Origin of the sequence: Chryseobacterium mulctrae (genome assembly GCF_006175945.1) — a bacterium.
Lineage (GTDB): Bacteria > Bacteroidota > Bacteroidia > Flavobacteriales > Weeksellaceae > Chryseobacterium > Chryseobacterium mulctrae.
This window is the reverse complement of the sequence record NZ_VAJL01000001.1, coordinates 1,797,773-1,814,967: the sequence shown is the minus strand read 5'-3', so window position 1 is coordinate 1,814,967 and position 17,195 is coordinate 1,797,773. Positions and strand designations below refer to the sequence as shown.

General features: G+C 34.3%; 18 protein-coding genes. 14 read left to right on the top strand and 4 right to left on the bottom strand.

Annotated elements, in window-relative coordinates:
• Window positions 1-29: 29 nt before the first annotated feature.
• A complete protein-coding gene (locus FDY99_RS08145) occupies window positions 30-506 on the bottom strand; it encodes a Dps family protein (protein ID WP_074230950.1) in 477 nt (158 codons plus the stop codon).
• 474 nt (window positions 507-980) lie between these two features.
• Between FDY99_RS08145 and rpsL the strand changes: the two genes are divergently transcribed.
• The 8 genes from rpsL to FDY99_RS08105 all read left to right on the top strand — a co-directional run bounded on the left by rpsL (window position 981) and on the right by FDY99_RS08105 (window position 9,537).
• Window positions 981-1,394 (top strand): 30S ribosomal protein S12, encoded by a 414-nt coding sequence (rpsL, locus tag FDY99_RS08140; RefSeq protein ID WP_027383325.1) that lies wholly within the window; start codon window positions 981-983, stop codon window positions 1,392-1,394.
• 23 nt (window positions 1,395-1,417) lie between these two features.
• A complete protein-coding gene (gene rpsG, locus FDY99_RS08135; RefSeq protein ID WP_027387226.1) occupies window positions 1,418-1,894 on the top strand; it encodes a 30S ribosomal protein S7 in 477 nt (158 codons plus the stop codon).
• 6 nt (window positions 1,895-1,900) lie between these two features.
• Window positions 1,901-4,018: an elongation factor G gene (gene fusA / locus FDY99_RS08130; protein WP_074230952.1), complete on the top strand. Its 2,118-nt coding sequence runs from the start codon at window positions 1,901-1,903 to the stop codon at window positions 4,016-4,018.
• 19 nt (window positions 4,019-4,037) lie between these two features.
• The gene (rpsJ, locus tag FDY99_RS08125; RefSeq protein ID WP_002661363.1) at window positions 4,038-4,343 is read left to right on the top strand and encodes a 30S ribosomal protein S10; all 306 of its coding nucleotides are present in this window, start codon (window positions 4,038-4,040) and stop codon (window positions 4,341-4,343) included.
• Between the two features lie 183 nt (window positions 4,344-4,526).
• Window positions 4,527-5,354 carry a GLPGLI family protein gene (locus FDY99_RS08120; protein WP_139420588.1) on the top strand — a complete coding sequence of 276 codons (828 nt, stop codon included), beginning with the start codon at window positions 4,527-4,529 and terminating at the stop codon, window positions 5,352-5,354.
• Window positions 5,355-5,491: 137 nt separating this feature from the next.
• A complete protein-coding gene (locus tag FDY99_RS08115) occupies window positions 5,492-7,756 on the top strand; it encodes a TonB-dependent siderophore receptor (RefSeq protein ID WP_139420586.1) in 2,265 nt (754 codons plus the stop codon).
• A 129-nt stretch (window positions 7,757-7,885) separates the two neighbouring features.
• On the top strand, window positions 7,886-8,371 hold the full coding sequence (locus FDY99_RS08110) for a low affinity iron permease family protein (RefSeq protein WP_139420584.1): 486 nt from the start codon (window positions 7,886-7,888) through the stop codon (window positions 8,369-8,371).
• A gap of 326 nt (window positions 8,372-8,697) precedes the next feature.
• Window positions 8,698-9,537, top strand: a complete 840-nt coding sequence (locus FDY99_RS08105) for a GLPGLI family protein (RefSeq protein WP_139420582.1) — start codon at window positions 8,698-8,700, stop codon at window positions 9,535-9,537.
• Between the two features lie 43 nt (window positions 9,538-9,580).
• Here FDY99_RS08105 and FDY99_RS08100 read toward each other — a convergent pair whose 3' ends face one another.
• From FDY99_RS08100 to FDY99_RS08090, 3 genes are all read right to left on the bottom strand, one after another.
• On the bottom strand, window positions 9,581-12,286 hold the full coding sequence (locus tag FDY99_RS08100; protein WP_139420580.1) for a hypothetical protein: 2,706 nt from the start codon (window positions 12,284-12,286) through the stop codon (window positions 9,581-9,583).
• Between the two features lie 213 nt (window positions 12,287-12,499).
• A complete protein-coding gene (locus tag FDY99_RS08095) occupies window positions 12,500-13,471 on the bottom strand; it encodes a hypothetical protein (RefSeq protein WP_139420578.1) in 972 nt (323 codons plus the stop codon).
• Complete coding sequence (locus FDY99_RS08090; protein ID WP_139420576.1) at window positions 13,471-13,884, bottom strand: hypothetical protein; 414 nt, start codon at window positions 13,882-13,884, stop codon at window positions 13,471-13,473. Before FDY99_RS08090 ends, FDY99_RS08095 begins: the two co-directional genes overlap by 1 nt.
• Window positions 13,885-14,125: 241 nt before the next feature.
• Here FDY99_RS08090 and rplC point away from each other — a divergent pair, with 241 nt between their 5' ends.
• The 6 genes from rplC to rplV are packed head-to-tail and all read left to right on the top strand — an operon-like array spanning window position 14,126 to window position 17,192.
• Window positions 14,126-14,752, top strand: coding sequence for a 50S ribosomal protein L3 (rplC, locus tag FDY99_RS08085; RefSeq protein WP_074230959.1), 627 nt, complete (start codon window positions 14,126-14,128; stop codon window positions 14,750-14,752).
• Window positions 14,743-15,372 (top strand): 50S ribosomal protein L4, encoded by a 630-nt coding sequence (gene rplD / locus FDY99_RS08080; RefSeq protein WP_066679846.1) that lies wholly within the window; start codon window positions 14,743-14,745, stop codon window positions 15,370-15,372. Before rplC ends, rplD begins: the two co-directional genes overlap by 10 nt.
• 3 nt (window positions 15,373-15,375) lie before the next feature.
• Window positions 15,376-15,666 carry a 50S ribosomal protein L23 gene (rplW, locus tag FDY99_RS08075; RefSeq protein ID WP_047442263.1) on the top strand — a complete coding sequence of 97 codons (291 nt, stop codon included), beginning with the start codon at window positions 15,376-15,378 and terminating at the stop codon, window positions 15,664-15,666.
• A 22-nt stretch (window positions 15,667-15,688) separates the two neighbouring features.
• Entirely contained in the window at window positions 15,689-16,510 is an 822-nt protein-coding gene (gene rplB / locus FDY99_RS08070; protein WP_074230960.1) for a 50S ribosomal protein L2, read from the top strand.
• A 2-nt stretch (window positions 16,511-16,512) separates the two neighbouring features.
• Window positions 16,513-16,791: a 30S ribosomal protein S19 gene (gene rpsS, locus FDY99_RS08065; RefSeq protein ID WP_055861765.1), complete on the top strand. Its 279-nt coding sequence runs from the start codon at window positions 16,513-16,515 to the stop codon at window positions 16,789-16,791.
• Between the two features lie 2 nt (window positions 16,792-16,793).
• Window positions 16,794-17,192, top strand: a complete 399-nt coding sequence (rplV, locus tag FDY99_RS08060; RefSeq protein WP_066679843.1) for a 50S ribosomal protein L22 — start codon at window positions 16,794-16,796, stop codon at window positions 17,190-17,192.
• Window positions 17,193-17,195: the final 3 nt, after the last annotated feature.

The window sequence follows — 17,195 nt, the reverse complement described above, 5'->3', positions numbered from 1 at the left end:
TAAATATTGTAATGATTTTTGTCTTGTTTTTACTTCCCTAAATAAGAATTGTACATCCAGACTTCTTTTTCCTGCTCTGTAATATAGTCGCTCATTTGCGAGTTGGTACCTTCATCACCTGCTTTGTCTGTAATATCTAAAAGCTCTCTTTGCAAATCGATGACCACTTTGAAAGAATTCAGAATGATCTCTACACTTTTATTGCCGTCGCTTACTTCTTTGCTTTCTTTAATGGTAGAAACCTGAAGGTAATCTGAATAATTGTGCGCCGGAGTTGCTCCTAAAGTTAATATACGTTCTGCAATCTCATCTATTTTTAAAACTAAACTATTGTATAATTCTTCAAACTTAGGATGCAGTGTGAAAAATTGTTCACCTTTGATATTCCAGTGAGAACCTCTTGTATTCTGGTAAAATACAGAATAGTTAGCTAGTAAGATATTCAGTTTTTCTGAAATGTTTTGGCAGTCGGCTTCTTTTAGGCCGATAATGTTTGCGTTTTTCATATGTATATAATTTATTTTTAAAGGTCATATGGAATCACACTTATTTCCATTATTCTTTATAATAGCAAATGGTGATGATTTCATGAGTTTATTTTTTGATATTTCTAAGCAGGAAATATTGTGCCGAAATCAACTTGATCTCATAGAAGATAACTATTGTAAATTTTTTTAATTTAATTAGGATTAATTTGTTTGATTTTAAAATGTGTTTAATGATTAGATAAATATAATTATGATGTTTAAGGCTGAATCAATTAGTAATAAATTAATAAAAATAGATGGGTCAAAGGTAAAATTGGGTAAAGTATTTTAAGGCTATAAAAATTTTTAAAATTTGTTGTATGTCTCTGTTTGCTGTAAATTGTAGGTAATCATAAGGTTAGTTTAAATTAAATAAAGATTATTATTTCTACATAACTACTTGTCAATTAAAAAATTATTATTATTTTTGCACCCTAAAATAAAAGCAATTAAATGCCTACTATTCAACAATTAGTTAGAAAAGGAAGAGTCGCACTTACCAAGAAGAGTAAATCGGCTGCACTTGATTCTTGTCCACAAAGACGAGGTGTATGTACGAGAGTATATACTACCACTCCTAAGAAACCTAACTCTGCACTTAGAAAAGTTGCAAGGGTAAGACTTTCAAACGGTAAAGAAGTTAACGCCTATATCCCAGGTGAAGGACATAATCTTCAAGAGCACTCGATAGTATTGGTACGCGGGGGGAGAGTAAAAGATTTACCAGGAGTTAGATACCACATCGTAAGAGGTGCGTTAGATACTGCTGGAGTAAGCGGAAGAACTCAAAGAAGATCTAAGTACGGAGCTAAGAGACCTAAGCCAGGTCAAGCTGCAGCTGCACCGGCTAAAGGAAAGAAAAAATAATCATTAAATAAGGTACAGAAACAATGAGAAAGACAAAAGCGAAAAAAAGACCGTTGTTACCAGATCCAAAATTTAATGATCAATTGGTAACTAGATTCGTAAACAACTTGATGCTTGACGGTAAGAAGTCAATCGCATTCAAAATATTCTATGATGCATTAGACATCGTAGAAACTAAAAAAGGAGAAACTGAAAAGACTGCCCTTGAAATCTGGAAAGATGCATTAACTAACGTTATGCCTCACGTAGAAGTACGTTCTAGAAGAGTAGGTGGAGCAAACTTCCAGATTCCTATGCCAATCAGAGCTGATAGAAAAATTTCTATGGCAATGAAATGGTTAATTAGCTACTCTAAAAAGAGAAATGATAAGTCTATGGCTTTGAAATTGGCTAATGAAGTAGTTGCCGCTTCAAGAGAAGAAGGTGCTGCTTACAAGAAGAAATCTGATACTCACAAAATGGCGGAAGCTAACAAAGCTTTCTCACACTTTAAATTCTAATCTGAAATGGGTAGAGATCTTAAATTTACAAGAAATATTGGTATTGCTGCGCACATTGATGCTGGTAAAACTACCACTACAGAAAGAATTTTATTCTATACAGGTGTAAACCACAAAATTGGTGAAGTTCACGATGGTGCTTCTACAATGGACTGGATGGAGCAGGAAGCAGAAAGAGGTATTACTATTACTTCTGCTGCAACTACTTGTTCTTGGAACTTTCCAACAGACCAAGGAAAACCTTTAGCTGATACTAAGCCTTACCACTTCAACATCATCGATACACCGGGACACGTTGACTTCACAGTAGAAGTAAACAGATCTTTGAGAGTATTGGATGGGTTGGTATTCTTATTCTCTGCAGTAGATGGAGTAGAGCCTCAGTCTGAAACAAACTGGAGACTTGCTGACAACTACAAAGTTGCAAGAATGGGATTTGTAAACAAAATGGACAGACAAGGTGCTGACTTCCTTAACGTGGTAAACCAGGTTAAGACAATGTTAGGATCAAACGCAGTTCCTATCGTTTTACCAATCGGTGCTGAAGAAGATTTCAAAGGTGTTGTAGACTTAATTAAAAACAGAGCGATCATCTGGGATGAAGCTGGACAAGGTGCTACTTTCGAGGTAGTTCCAATTCCAGAAGACATGAAAGATGAAGTTCTAGAATATAGAGAGAAATTAGTTGAGGCTGTTGCAGATTATGATGATACTTTGATGGAGAAATTCTTCGAAGATCCAGATTCAATCTCTGAAGACGAAATCAACGAAGCTCTTAGAAAAGCTACTATCGATTTATCTATTATCCCAATGACTTGTGGTTCTTCATTTAAGAACAAAGGAGTACAGTTTATGTTGGATGCAGTATGTAAATACTTGCCTTCTCCATTGGATAAAGATGATATCAAAGGTACTGACCCAAGAACTGATGCTGAAATTTTCAGAAAGCCAGACGTAAACGAACCTTTCTCTGCATTGGCATTTAAGATTGCTACCGATCCTTTCGTAGGAAGATTGGCATTCTTCAGAGCTTACTCTGGAAGACTAGATGCAGGTTCTTATATCTTGAACACTCGTTCAGGAGATAAAGAAAGAATCTCTAGAATCTATCAGATGCACGCTAACAAGCAAAACCCAGTAGAATATATTGAAGCTGGTGATATTGGTGCTGCTGTAGGTTTCAAATCTATCAAAACTGGTGATACTATGTGTGACGAGAAAAACCCAATCGTTCTAGAATCGATGGTTTTCCCTGATCCGGTAATTGGTATCGCTGTTGAGCCTAAAACTAAGGCTGACCAAGATAAAATGGGTAACGCTCTAGCTAAATTGGCTGAAGAAGATCCTACGTTTACGGTTAGAACTGACGAGGCTTCAGGACAAACGATTATCTCTGGTATGGGTGAGCTTCACTTAGATATCATTGTAGATCGTATGAGAAGAGAATTCAAAGTTGAAGTTAACCAAGGTCAACCTCAGGTAGAATATAAAGAAAATCTTACAAGAGTTGCTCAGCACAGAGAAGTTTACAAAAAACAATCTGGTGGTAAAGGTAAATTTGCTGATATTGTATTTGAACTAGGACCTGCTGACGAAGGTAAAGTTGGTTTAGAATTCATCAATGAGATCAAAGGTGGTAACGTTCCTAGAGAATTTGTTCCTGCAATTGAAAAAGGCTTTAAAGCTGCAATGAAGAACGGTCCTTTGGCTGGTTTCGAAGTTGAAGGTATTAAAGTAACTCTTAAAGACGGATCTTTCCACGCGGTGGATTCTGATGCTCTTTCTTTCGAATTAGCTGCTAAATTAGGATTTAAAGAAGCGGGACGTGCTGCTAAGCCAGTAATTATGGAGCCTATTATGAAATTGGAGGTTGTAACTCCGGAAGAATATATGGGTAACATCATTGGTGACCTTAACAAGAGAAGAGGTACAATCAGTGGACAAGAAGAGAAGAACGGTGCCGTTGTTATCAAAGGTTCAGTTCCATTGTCTGAAATGTTTGGTTATGTTACTACTCTAAGAACACTTTCATCAGGAAGAGCTACTTCTTCTATGGAATTAGAGAAGTACCAAGCTACTCCTCAAAACGTTGCTGAAGATATCATTGCTAAAGCAAAAGGTTAATTTTTTTAAAGTACAAGAAATGTCACAAAGAATCAGAATAAAACTAAAATCTTACGATTACAACTTGGTAGACAAGTCTGCTGAGAAGATCGTAAAAACGGTAAAGGCTACTGGTGCTGTTGTAAACGGACCAATTCCATTGCCAACGAATAAGAGAATCTTCACAGTGTTGAGATCTCCGCACGTAAACAAGAAAGCAAGAGAGCAGTTCCAATTATCAGCTCACAAGAGATTGATGGATATCTACTCTTCTTCTTCTAAAACTGTTGATGCTCTAATGAAATTAGAACTTCCTTCAGGAGTTGACGTTGAAATTAAAGTGTGATAAATATGCTGGAAGATGGATGATGGAAGTCAGAAGTTTTTTAGCAACACCTTAAATATTAAATCCCTTTTCGAAAGAAGAGGGATTTTTTTTGTTTAAATTTTAAAAATGTTTTAACTAAATATTTAGTAATAAATTAATATTAATTCAAATAGTATTGATATTTTTGATTAAAATTAAAATATGAAAAAACTGATTTTATTATTGTTTCCTTTAATCATTTCAGCTCAAACACATCGATTCATTTATCAGTTTCACTACAAATTAGATTCAACAGCAACAGAATTGACTGCCGAAAATATGATCTTGGATGTCAATCCTAATAATGTTAAATTTTATCCTTATTCTTATGCCGAAACAGATTCTTTAAATATTATTAGAGATCAGCATGTATCGAGATGGGACGATCATCTTCCTGCTCTTATTAGAAAAAAAGGTTCTTTTGAAAATACTTCATTGATTTTATTGAATGATTTATTCTCTTTAAAATCAACAGACAAGATGACTTGGAAACTTCTGAATGATACAAAAGTAGATGGTCAATATACATTACAAAAAGCAACCACAACTTTTGGGGGAAGAAATTGGATCGCATGGTTTTCTAAAGATGTTAATTTGAGCGAAGGTCCATACAAATTCCGTGGACTTCCGGGATTGATTTTCGAGATTGAAGACGACAAAAATAACTTTATGTTTAAGCTTTCAAAAAGTATGAAGTTTCCTAAAACGTATGAAGCCAAATTCCTTGAAAGTTTTGCTGGGAAAAAACCACTGTCCGTGACTGAGAAAGTCATTGCAAAAAAACAGTTAGAACTTTACAATGATCCGCTGCAGGATATCGCGGAAGCCTTTAAGTCTAATACAAATCCTGAAAATACCTTTTACGTTTCTAGTGTTCAGATAAAAAGCTTAGACCAGCTAAAAGGAATGTCTGATGAGAGAAGAAAAGCAATGCTCAGAGAAAACAACCCAATCGAGATTGATAAAGCGATAAAATACCCTGTAAATTAAAACTCCGATCATATATTTTTGATCATTCTCTAAAAAAGCGGCGTAATTTGGCATAAATTTAACATAAGTGACAATTGTCAGTTAATATAATTTATTTAGAATTAATAAAAATAATATTTTTGTTTCAAATTTATGAAATGAAAAAAACGGTATCTGTCTCATTGCTAATTTTGGGAGTAGCTTTTTCTAAAGCACAACAAAAAGCAAATGATACAATCAGAAAAGAAACCACGATTGAAGAAGTAGAACTTTTTGGAGAGAAAAAAAAGCAACCTCAAGGTTTAGATGCAATTACACGATTGCCTCTAAAAACAAGAGATCAAATACAGAGTATTTCAGTTGTATCACATAAGGTTATCGAGCAATTAGGAGGTCTTACCGTGACGGATGTTGCGAAAAATGTTCCGGGAGTAACTTTATTTTCCAGCTATGGTGGTGCAAATGAAAGTATGTCTATAAGAGGTTATCGTGGTGTTCCTGTTCTGAAAAACGGTGTGCAAATGGATTCTGATTTTCGTACTGCAGGAATGATAACTGATATGCAGGGTGTAGAAAGTATTCAGGTTATTAAAGGCTCTGCCGCTATAAGCCAAGGTGTTGGTAACGGTTTGGGATCTGCAGGTGGAGTTATTAATGTAGTAACCAAACGTCCTCAGTTTATCAACCAAACGAATGTAGGTTTCAGATACGGAAGTTGGGATTTTTACAGACCGACTGTAGATTTTCAGAGAGTTTTAGATTCTCATGATAAAGTTGCTGTAAGATTTAATGGAGCTTATCAAAATAATAATTCTTTCAGAACTCATGTTGGAGCTGAAAGAATTTATATAAATCCATCAATTACATACCGCCCGGATGATAAAACCGAGATTAATGTTGAAATGGATTATCTAAATGATAACAGAACTCCAGATAGAGGTACAATAAATACGGCAACCGGTGATATAGAAGCGCTGTATCATATGCCGAAAGGAAAATTTCTAGGATATACTTCCGATTATAACAAAACGGAAACTTTTAATTTTGCAACGACTGCTGTAAGAAAACTTAATGATAAATTTAAGGTAAGAGCTGCGTTCATCAACTCAAATAATAATGGCGATAATGAAGCTTCATCAATTTCATTGCCGACTGGAGGTACTAATTATAATATAAGACAAAGGGTAATAGGAAAATCTGAGTCAGAAGATATAAACAGAGTTTTACAGTTTGACTTCATTGGTCAGGATGTAAAGACAGGCTTTATCAACCACACATTCCAGGTAGGTTTTGATTGGCGAGAAACTGAAACTTCAGCAGTTACTTACAATGCTTATAAAAATTCAATAGCTCCACAAAATCTAATCACAGCACGTGCTACAAAAATTGGAAGTACAAACTATCCTGCAAATCCTTTAGATACTTTTGATGTAGTGAATGGTTCTATTCCCAATACACTTCCTGTAAATGTAGTTTATGAAAATCTGGGAAGATCAAATCCAGTCTTAGCTCCAAGTATAGGTGCGATGGCTCAGGATGTGATGTCTTTCGGAAAATATATTAAGGCACATTTAGGAATCAGATACAGCAGACTAAATGGTTCAGCAAATCGAATTGTAGACACTTGGAATCCTTCATTAGGTGTTATTGTTTCTCCATTTGAAAATGTAAATGTTTTTGGATCTTATACGACAACAACATCACTACGTTCTGTAAATAATATTTTGCAGGGAGGTGGAAATGTAGGAGCTTCACAAACAAAGCAGTGGGAAGCAGGAATTAAATCAGATTGGTTTAATGAAAGATTAAGATTTAATGTGACTTTATTTGACATTAATACGGATAATTTATCATTCCAAATATTAAATCAGGCATATCAACCCGTAAGAGATGATAGTAACAATATTCTTTACGGTTTGGCAGGGAATTTAAGAAGAAAAGGTGTAGAAGTTGAGTTGATAGGTAGAATTTTATCCAACTTACAAATTATGTCTGGATGGGCATATTTAGATGCGCAATATCAAGATAGTCCGGCGTACATAAACGGTTCAGCTCCGATGAATGCTCCTAAGCATACTGCAAATGGATGGCTGAATTATAAATTCAATCAAGGAGTTTTAGATGGTCTCGATGTAGGTGCCGGAATTTATTTTGTAGGAAAACGTCCGGTTGATGAATGGACTCAGAAAACTTTTACTGCAGGTCACTTAAATAGTGTTGAAGCCGGAACAAAGCCTTTTGATATGCCGGAATACACAACCGTAGATGCTCAAGTCGGTTATCAGTTGAAAAACGGATTAGGTTTAAGAGTCTTCTTTAATAATATCTTTGATTCAGTAGGATATAGTTCTTATTTCAGAGGAGGATATATTGATCAGATTCAGCCAAGAAATTTCTCAGCACAAATCAATTATAAGTTTTAATAGATAATTTTCAAGTAATAGTTTTATCTATATCGGGAGAGTCTCTGAATTTTTTCAGAGGCTTTCCTTTTTTAATTGAATACTTGTCTATACAGATGCATGTTTTTTGTTACTTTTAATAAAAAAATAATGGCAAAGTCAGATAGCAGTGTTTTTGAGAGATTTTCAAACTGGGCAACAAAATTTACGGGCAGTTCGTATGCGTTTTTGGGAGCAGTTGCCATCGTGGTAATTTGGGCAGTTTCCGGACCGGTTTTTAATTATTCAGAAACTTGGCAGTTGGTCATCAATACAGGAACAACGATTATTACTTTTCTGATGGTTTTCCTGATTCAGAAATCTCAAAATAAAGATTCTAAAGCGATTCAAATAAAATTAAACGAACTGATTGCTGCCAATGAAAAAGCAAGCAACCGGATTGTTGACATCGAAGATTTGACAGAGAAAGAGCTCGACCAATTACACTGCTATTACGAAAAACTCGCTGATTTTGCTGAAGAAGATGAAGACATTCATGCTTCACATTCTATAGATGCGGCAAAAAGAAATCAGGATTATAAGCATGAGTTTTTTAAAAGAAAGCATGAAGAATGGTTATCGAAACAAAAGGAATAAGCTTATTTAAGATGAATTCGGATTAAGCTGTAGAAGTAAACTACCTATTGTGAAATTGTTATGTATTTAACGCACAGCTTGATTTTTATGAAGCACTTGTTTATTCAAGCTTCATCAGCGACTATGTCGCCATTCTTTGCTTCTTAAAATAATACGCTTAAAAATTAAAACCTTTGCGTGACAAAAGATTCTATTTAATTTCTTATACCGAACTTCGGTTATTTAATTTAAAATGAGATTATTTATCACTATAAAGTGTGTTTTTTTAGTAATGAATTAGTACAAATTAATTTTTCATCCTATTTTTGTTTCTAAAGTTATCTTATATGTTGAAGGTTTTTATTTCAATTTTGATTTTTTGTTCAGCTTTAATTTCTGCTCAGCAAACTAAAATTCTCGGTGATTTTTCGATGAAGGCCTCTTCTTACAGTGCAAAGGTTTTTGAGAAGAGCAATCTTAATATTTATTATCAGTTTAAATTTTTAAAAGACGCAAAAATTTCTGAAAACCCGAGAGAAGGGTTATGTGTTTTACAAATTGGCGAAAACTATTCAAAGTTCAGCGATACAAAAACATTACAGAAAGATTCTTTGTTTGAAAAATTTTCTCATCTCGAAAGTGTCGGTGCGAAAGAAATGAATCAGCTTTTTATGTACAATCCTTTATGGAGTATGGAAAGTTTAAAATCGGAAGCCGATAAAAAAGTTACTTATCAAAAAAGATATAAAACAAAATACGAGTATGAAGAAATTCAGCCGGAACTAAAGTGGCAACTTCATAACGAATCGAAAAAAATTCTTGATTACAGCTGTAAAAAGGCAACCGTAAAATACCGAGGAAGAGAATTTATCGCTTGGTACACAACGGAAGTTCCCATAAACAACGGTCCTTATGTTTTTGAAGGATTGCCTGGTTTGATCTTAGAAATTGAAGATTCACAAAATAAATATCATTTTATAGCAGTTGGAATAGATAAAAAACCAATGGATATTTATTTACGAAACGATAAAGAAATACTTAGAATAAGCAGAGCAAAATTTAGAGAAGTTGAGAAAACATATCACGATAACCCGGGTGATTTTCATGGTAAAGCTGTAAATGAAGATGGTTCACCGATGGTGGTTAAATCAAAACCTTTTCTTTACGACCCTTTTGAATTAGAATAAAAATTAAAGCCTTACAAAATTTGTAAGGCTTTAATTTTATAATTTATCTCTTCATAAAATAATCGAAATACGTACAACTTCCCATCAGTTCGCGGGCAGTTTCAGTATTTGAATATTGAGATTTGAGCTGTGTAAAGTAAGTTCTGTATTTCTGGTTTTTCAGATCAGCCATCTGTTTTTCGTGAGCATCGTTTTTCTCAGACCATTTCGGATCAGCATAGTCAATGTTTGCTTGGTTTTTGGCTTCATACTGATAATATTTTCCCTGTTCTGCGCTTGCCATTTGGAAAAGTACTCTTGCTTTCTGTTCTCTGTCATTAGAAAGGTCGTACGCTTTTTTATAATAATTGATAGCCAAATCAAAATTATCAGGTTCTATAAAAGTCGTGTAGGTGAAATTCTTGTAATAATACTGATACGGATTTTCTCTTTTTGTATTCCAGAAATCATATTTTCCACCGTTGCTGTTGTCGACATCCATCACAAAAAGTTCTCTGTAATATCCAAGAATAGAAGTGTTGTACAACAGATTTCCAATGAGCTGATTGGCTTGAGTGGCTTTTGCATCTTTTCCGTTTCCTATTTTTTTAAGCTGAATTAATGCATCTGCCAATTCCAGTTTATTCATTTTGTTTTTTATGAATGGAAATGCGGTATAATCTTCTGCTTTCATACTTTGTGATTCAGGACTTTGGAAACTTTCCCAAACATTATGTCCGAAAACTAAATTCGGAATATTTCGGTAACCGTCATAATTTTCACCATTATAAACCAGCTTTTCATATTTTCCGGTTTCAGGATTATATTTTTCATAATTGTCTCTCGGAATTCCTGAAAAGTTTACTGCTTTTTGATAATAAGATTTTGCCTTATCAAAATCAGCAAGTCTCATCGCTCTGTCACCATAAATGTTGGCAAAGAAGGCGTCAATATTTCCTACGTCATCAAGGTTTTTGGCAATGATCTGTTGTTCAAATTGGGTTTTATTCGGTTTTCTGTAAAATTCTTCAACACTTTTTACCAAGCTTGAATTTGGGTTGTACTGAAGATCAGAAAGTTTGTTATTCATCAGGTAAGATTTTCCGTCTTCGCCTTGAAGGAAATAGCGGTTGGCTAAAACATCTTTCAGGAAATCTGCAGTTGACGGAGCTTCACCATAATAATCGTAATCATTGGTTTCGGTGCTGTCTTTTTTTACAGTTGCTTTTTCCACAAAATATTCAGCATAATCTTTCATTAAATGATCTTCGTAATCTGCATCAATTTTGGGTTGCGAAACAATATCATTCAGCACTTTCATTCTCTTGATCTCTTCAAGATATTCAGGATTGCTGGTTTTAATATCTGCTAAAATATCGCTGCTTTTTTCATAATCTTTTTTGAGGAATTTCAAATAAGCATCTGCGATCTGCCAATATTCATCTTTAGATCTTTCTTTTGTTTTGGCGGTGAATTTTTCCAGATCATCCAAGAAATCTTTCTGATTTTCATCCTGAGAATAATAATAAGCATTGTTCTTTACATAAGTTGGAATCCTGTCTGGGTTTTCAAACAATTCATCATTACTTTGCTCAGATTTATCATTGGTTTTGTCAGATTTCTTTCCACCAAAAAGATTTTTAAAGAAGAGAACTATTTTCTGCCAGAAACTCAGTTCCTTTTTCTTGACTTCCGGTTTTTCAGCTGTTACGTTCCCTTTTTTATCTGAAGTTGATTTAGAATCTTTTGAAGCATAATAATAGGTTGGAAGATAATTTCTTTCCAGTTCATTGATGCTTCTTGCAGCCATTACTTTCAGAATTTCAGAATCGGGATCGATGTCGTACATCTTTTCCATCATCGGAATGGGATTGGTGAAATCTTCATAGCCTAAAAGAAAATACGCCATGTTTTTTTCCTCATTCGTTCCGGCTCTTTTCATAATGTTGTTGAAAGAAGCGGTGTCTGAAAGTTTCATCGATATAAATGCAGATTCTTTACGGCTTTTAGATTTCATAAAAACCTGAAAGAAATTCCAGTTGGCCTCACTTCCCATTTCCAGACCTCTTTGAGCTCCCGCCAATTGATCGAGCGCCATATAATAAGGTGCGCCTTTTAAAGAAATCGGTTGTACATATTTTTTGAATGCCTCCAAAGCTGCATCAAAATTTCTCGTATAATGGTTAAATCTTACCAATTGATAACCGTATCGCTGTTTGATTTCTGGATTTTTAGCTGCGTTGTATAAAGAGGTTAATGCTGAAACGGTTTTATTGTAATCTAGTTGGGTCGCATTTTTATCACTTTCATTTTCGCGATAATAAAAAGAATCTGGACTTTCTACATAATTGATTTTCATGTAAGGCTCCAGATATTTTGCTTCAATTAAATAATCGATTGCTTCACGGTATTTTGTATAAAAGCCAGGTCCTAATTTCTTTAGAAATTGATTATTGGGATTTCCTTTTTTTAAATCATTTAAATCTGCCATTGAGATTTTGTTGACCAGATAATTGGTTTCTGTATAGCTGATTTGATTGCCGAAAAATTTTCTCCACGATTCTATATTTTCATCAGGAATCTGAGACGATTTGTAATTGGTGTAAAATCGATCAGAATAATTATGTAAAAAAGGAAGATACGATTTGTCTTTTATAATGCTTTGCGTGAAAAGATTAAAATAATCATGATCAGGATCAGACCATGCACAAGCTTCGGTCTTGGTGTAGAAAAGCGATGCAACCGCAAGTGAAATGATATACTTTTTCATATTAATTTTTGGTGTTTTATTTGTTTTTTTTTGAAAGCCTTGTCAATGTTTTAAACCTTAACAAGGCTTCTTCATAATTTTTAAAGTTTTATCTGTGTAAATCTGTGTGATCTGCGGGAGGAAAATATCCCCACAAATTACACATATTTGCACGGATTTTTAATTTATGCATACTTGAAAACTTCCATTATCAAGCTTCCAGCCTCCTTCATTCTAAAATTTCCTTCCTTCTACAAATTTACCATCTAATTGATAATATATAATGTTGTAAGAGCTAATTTTTTTGTCTAAATATTCTATTGCGCTGTTAAGTTGTTCTGGTGAGATTTCTTCCACTTTTATTTTGAAACCTTTGTTTAAGAAATTTCCAAAATAAAAACCGTCTTTCAGAATTTCAATTTCGTTATCGGAAATTTTTTTGAAATCTGGATTATCCAAATCTTTAGCCGAAAGTGCATTAATGAGTTTATGTTTTCCTAAATGATTGGTAACAATTCCCCACGAATAAATCGGAAGCGCGACTTCAATTTTTTTAATCGGATAATCTTCCAGTTTCGATAAATAACTTTTCATAATATTCAAATCTAAAATCGAATTTTTATCTGAATTTTCCAAAGGCGAAGAAGTAGAGTAGCACATCAGGTACACTTTTTCAACGGGCGGAATTCCTGTAAGATTTTTATCTTTCACCTGATGAAGTCTTAAAGTACAGGTAATTTCTTTTCGTGAAATCTTTTTTAACTGTTTTAAAAATTCAAAATAATCATCTTTGCTTCCTGCTGTCCAATCGCAGTCGATTTGAATTTCGTTATTGATTTTTAATTGATAATCCTGAGCTTTCTTTTGAATGAGTTGATGAATGCTTTCAGCCAGAAACTGTATTTCTTCTTTTTTGATATGTAAAAAAGTTTGATTGGTTATAAAAACTGTTGGGACGATCTGCTTGTCAGTTTCAAAACTTTTATCTTTAGTAATTACCGCAACAGGCTGAAATTTTCCTCCGACTTTATCAACATCAAAAAACCGTGTATATAAAAACGGATTTGTTGATTCGCTCAACGATTTTTTTTCGGTTTCATTTAATTTGAGGTGGGTTTTCCAGTAATAAAATGAATAAGGATGCTTTTGTTTCTCGCTACATGAAATCACCAAAAAACAAACGAAAAGAAGTTGTAAGATTTTCATTATTTATAAAGAATACTTTCGCAGTTACAGTTCATTTCTGCCATTTCAGAAACAGGGCAGCAATCGTCTGATTTTTTGATATTGCCTTTCTCATCGGTAAGGTAGATTTTCTCTTTATCAAATTTCACATAGAAGGTTTCATTATACGTTTTAAAATGAACTTTCATTACTTTAGGATTGTATTTTCCGGCATTCATCTCTTCTTTGGTTTCTTTTCCGTCGGCCTGATTGATTTGCAGAAAACCAAAGTGTACGTTTCCGTTTTTCTTTACATCTAAATAATAAGCAGGAGTTCCGGATCCGCTGGCTCCGTCTTCGATATTAAAATCTCTTTTCCCTGTAAATGGAATGGCAGTCTGCGCAAAAGAAATGACTCCGCAGAATAAAATGAATGTGGTGAAAATATTTTTCATATTACTTTTTTCTCAAAATTAAAAAATTATTCAGAAGAAATTCTTTTCAAAATCTGTGCAAATCTCTAAATGATTAAAAATCAAAATATTTTGCAAGAAATATTTGTCAAATTAAATTTTATTCATACATTTGCACACTCATTTTAGGGGAGGAGTATGCCCAATTCAAACTTGGTAATTACTTGAGCACTCGAAAAATGAAAGTGAATACAAGAAAATTTTATAACATATTATATAAATAATGTCAGGTATTATTGGAAAAAAAATTGGGATGACTTCTCTGTTTGACGAAAACGGCAAAAATATGCCGTGTACCGTTATTCAGGCAGGTCCTTGCTCAGTTTTACAGGTCAGAACCATTGAAAAGGACGGATACAAATCTGTTCAGTTAGGTTTCGATGACAAGAGTGAAAAGAACGTTGGTAAAGCGTTAGCTGGCCATTTTAAAAAGGCTGGTTCTGCTCCTAAAGCTAAGTTGGTAGAATTCTACAGAGAATTCGTAGACGAAGTAAAGGTAGGAGAAGAAGTAAAAGTTGATTTGTTCACAGAAGGTGAATATGTTGACGTAACAGGAACTTCAAAAGGTAAAGGTTTCCAAGGTGTTGTTAAAAGACACGGTTTTGGAGGTGTAATGCAAGCTACTCATGGTCAGCACAACAGACTTAGAGCTCCAGGTTCTATCGGTGCTGGATCGGATCCTTCAAGAGTATTCAAAGGAATGAGAATGGCAGGTAGAATGGGAGGTAAGCAGGTAACTGTACAAAACCTTCAAGTATTAAAAGTGGATCAAGAACAAAATCTTTTAGTAGTAAAAGGTGCTGTTCCGGGAGCTAAAAATTCTTATGTAATTATCAGAAAATGGAATTAGTAGTATTAAATACATCAGGAAAAGAAACCGGAAAGAAAGTAACTCTAGACGAATCTATCTTCGGAATTGAGCCAAACAAGCACGCGGTTTACTTAGAAGTAAAACAATATCTTGCTGCACAGCGTCAAGGTACTCATAAATCAAAAGAAAGAAGCGAAATTACTGCTTCTACTAAAAAACTTAAGAAGCAAAAAGGATCTGGTTCTGCTAGATACGGTGATATTAAATCTCCTACTTTTAGAGGTGGAGGTAGAGTATTCGGTCCTAAGCCAAGAGACTACAGATTCAAATTGAATAAAGCTCTTAAGAGATTAGCTAAAAAATCTGTTCTTTCTCAGAAAATGAGAGATAACAGCATCAGAATTGTTGAAGGTTTAAGCATTGCTGCTCCTAAAACTAAAGATTTCATCACGGTATTGAATGCTTTGGCATTGAATGACAAGAAGTCTCTATTCATTTTGGCTGATACTAACAAGAACGTATATTTATCTTCAAGAAACTTACCTAAGACTAAAGTTATGAAATTCAACGAAATTTCTTCTTATGACTTAATCAATGCAGGTGAGATCGTTTTCTTAGAAGGTGCAGTTGAAAAATTCCAGGAAAATTTAAAGAAATAAATCATGTCACTAATTATTAAACCAGTTATTTCAGAAAAAGCTAACTATCTTACAGATTTAAGAGGTGCTTATTCTTTCTTAGTACAACCTAAGGCGAATAAAATCCAGATTAAAAATGCAATAGAGCAAGCTTACGGTGTGAAAGTAGCAGACGTTAGAACCATGATTTATGCGCCTAAAGTTTCTTCGAAATACACGAAAAAAGGTCTTCAAGTAGGAAAGACAAACAAATTGAAAAAAGCGGTTATCACTCTTGCTGAAGGGGAAGTAATCGATATTTTTGCTGTAAATTAATTATTAATTATAAATAATAGTAATGTCTGTTAGAAAATTAAAACCTATCACCCCAGGACAGAGATTCAGAATTGTAAACAATTTTGAGGAAATTACTACCAACAAACCAGAGAAATCTCTAACTGTTGGTATTAGTAAGTCAGGTGGACGTAACCAAACTGGTAAAATGACCATGCGTTACACCGGAGGTGGACACAAAAAGAAATACAGAATTATCGACTTCAAAAGAAACAAGCATGATGTTGAAGCAACGGTAAAAACTGTAGAGTACGATCCAAACAGAACTGCTTTCATCGCTTTAGTGGAGTATGCAGACGGAGAGAAGAGATATATCATCGCTCCAAACGGAATCAAAGTTGACCAAAAAATTATTTCTGGCGAAAGCGTAGAACCGAACATCGGTAACGCAATGAAATTGAAAAACATTCCATTGGGTACTGTAATTTCTTGTGTTGAAATGAAGCCTGGACAAGGTGCTATTTTAGCAAGAAGTGCTGGTTCTTCAGCTCAGTTGACTTCAAGAGACGGAAAATATGCAATCATCAAATTGCCTTCAGGAGAATCTAGAATGATCCTTACTGAGTGTTATGCAATGATTGGATCTGTATCTAACTCTGATCACCAGTTAACTGTATCAGGTAAGGCTGGTAGAAGCAGATGGTTAGGTAGAAGACCAAGAACAAGACCAGTAGTAATGAACCCTGTAGATCACCCAATGGGAGGTGGTGAAGGACGTTCTTCTGGAGGTCACCCAAGATCTAGAAACGGTATGCCATCTAAAGGTTACAAAACTAGAAAGAAAAACAAAGTGTCTAACCGTTACATCGTATCTAAAAGAAAATAATTATGGCAAGATCACTTAAAAAAGGACCATTCATTCATCATACTTTAGATAAGAAGGTTCAGGCAAATGTAGAGTCTGGTAAGAAGACTGTTATCAAAACTTGGTCTAGAGCATCTATGATCTCTCCAGACTTTGTAGGACAAACTATTGCTGTACACAACGGGAAATCTTTTATCCCGGTTTACGTTACAGAAAACATGGTTGGTCATAAGCTAGGCGAATTTTCTCCAACAAGATCTTTCAGAGGTCATGGTGGTAACAAAAACAAAGGAAGCAGATAATCATGGGATCAAGAAAAAGAGAAAGTGCATTAGCACGTAAATTAACAAATCAAGATGTAGTAAAAGCATTACACAATGATTGCCCTTCATCTCCAAGAAAGATGAGATTAGTAGCTGATATCATCAGAGGGGTAGAAGTTGAAAAAGCTTTAAGCATCCTAAAATATTCGAAAAAAGACGCTTCAAACAAATTAGAGAAAGTACTTCTTTCTGCGATGGCTAACTGGCAATCTAAGAACGAAGGTGCAGATATCGAAGAAGCTAACCTTATCGTTAAAGAAATTTTTGTAGACAGTGCAAGACAATTGAAGAGACTAAGACCAGCTCCACAAGGTAGAGGGTACAGAATCAGAAAAAGATCAAACCACATTACACTAATCTTAGGAACAAAAGAAAATTAATTC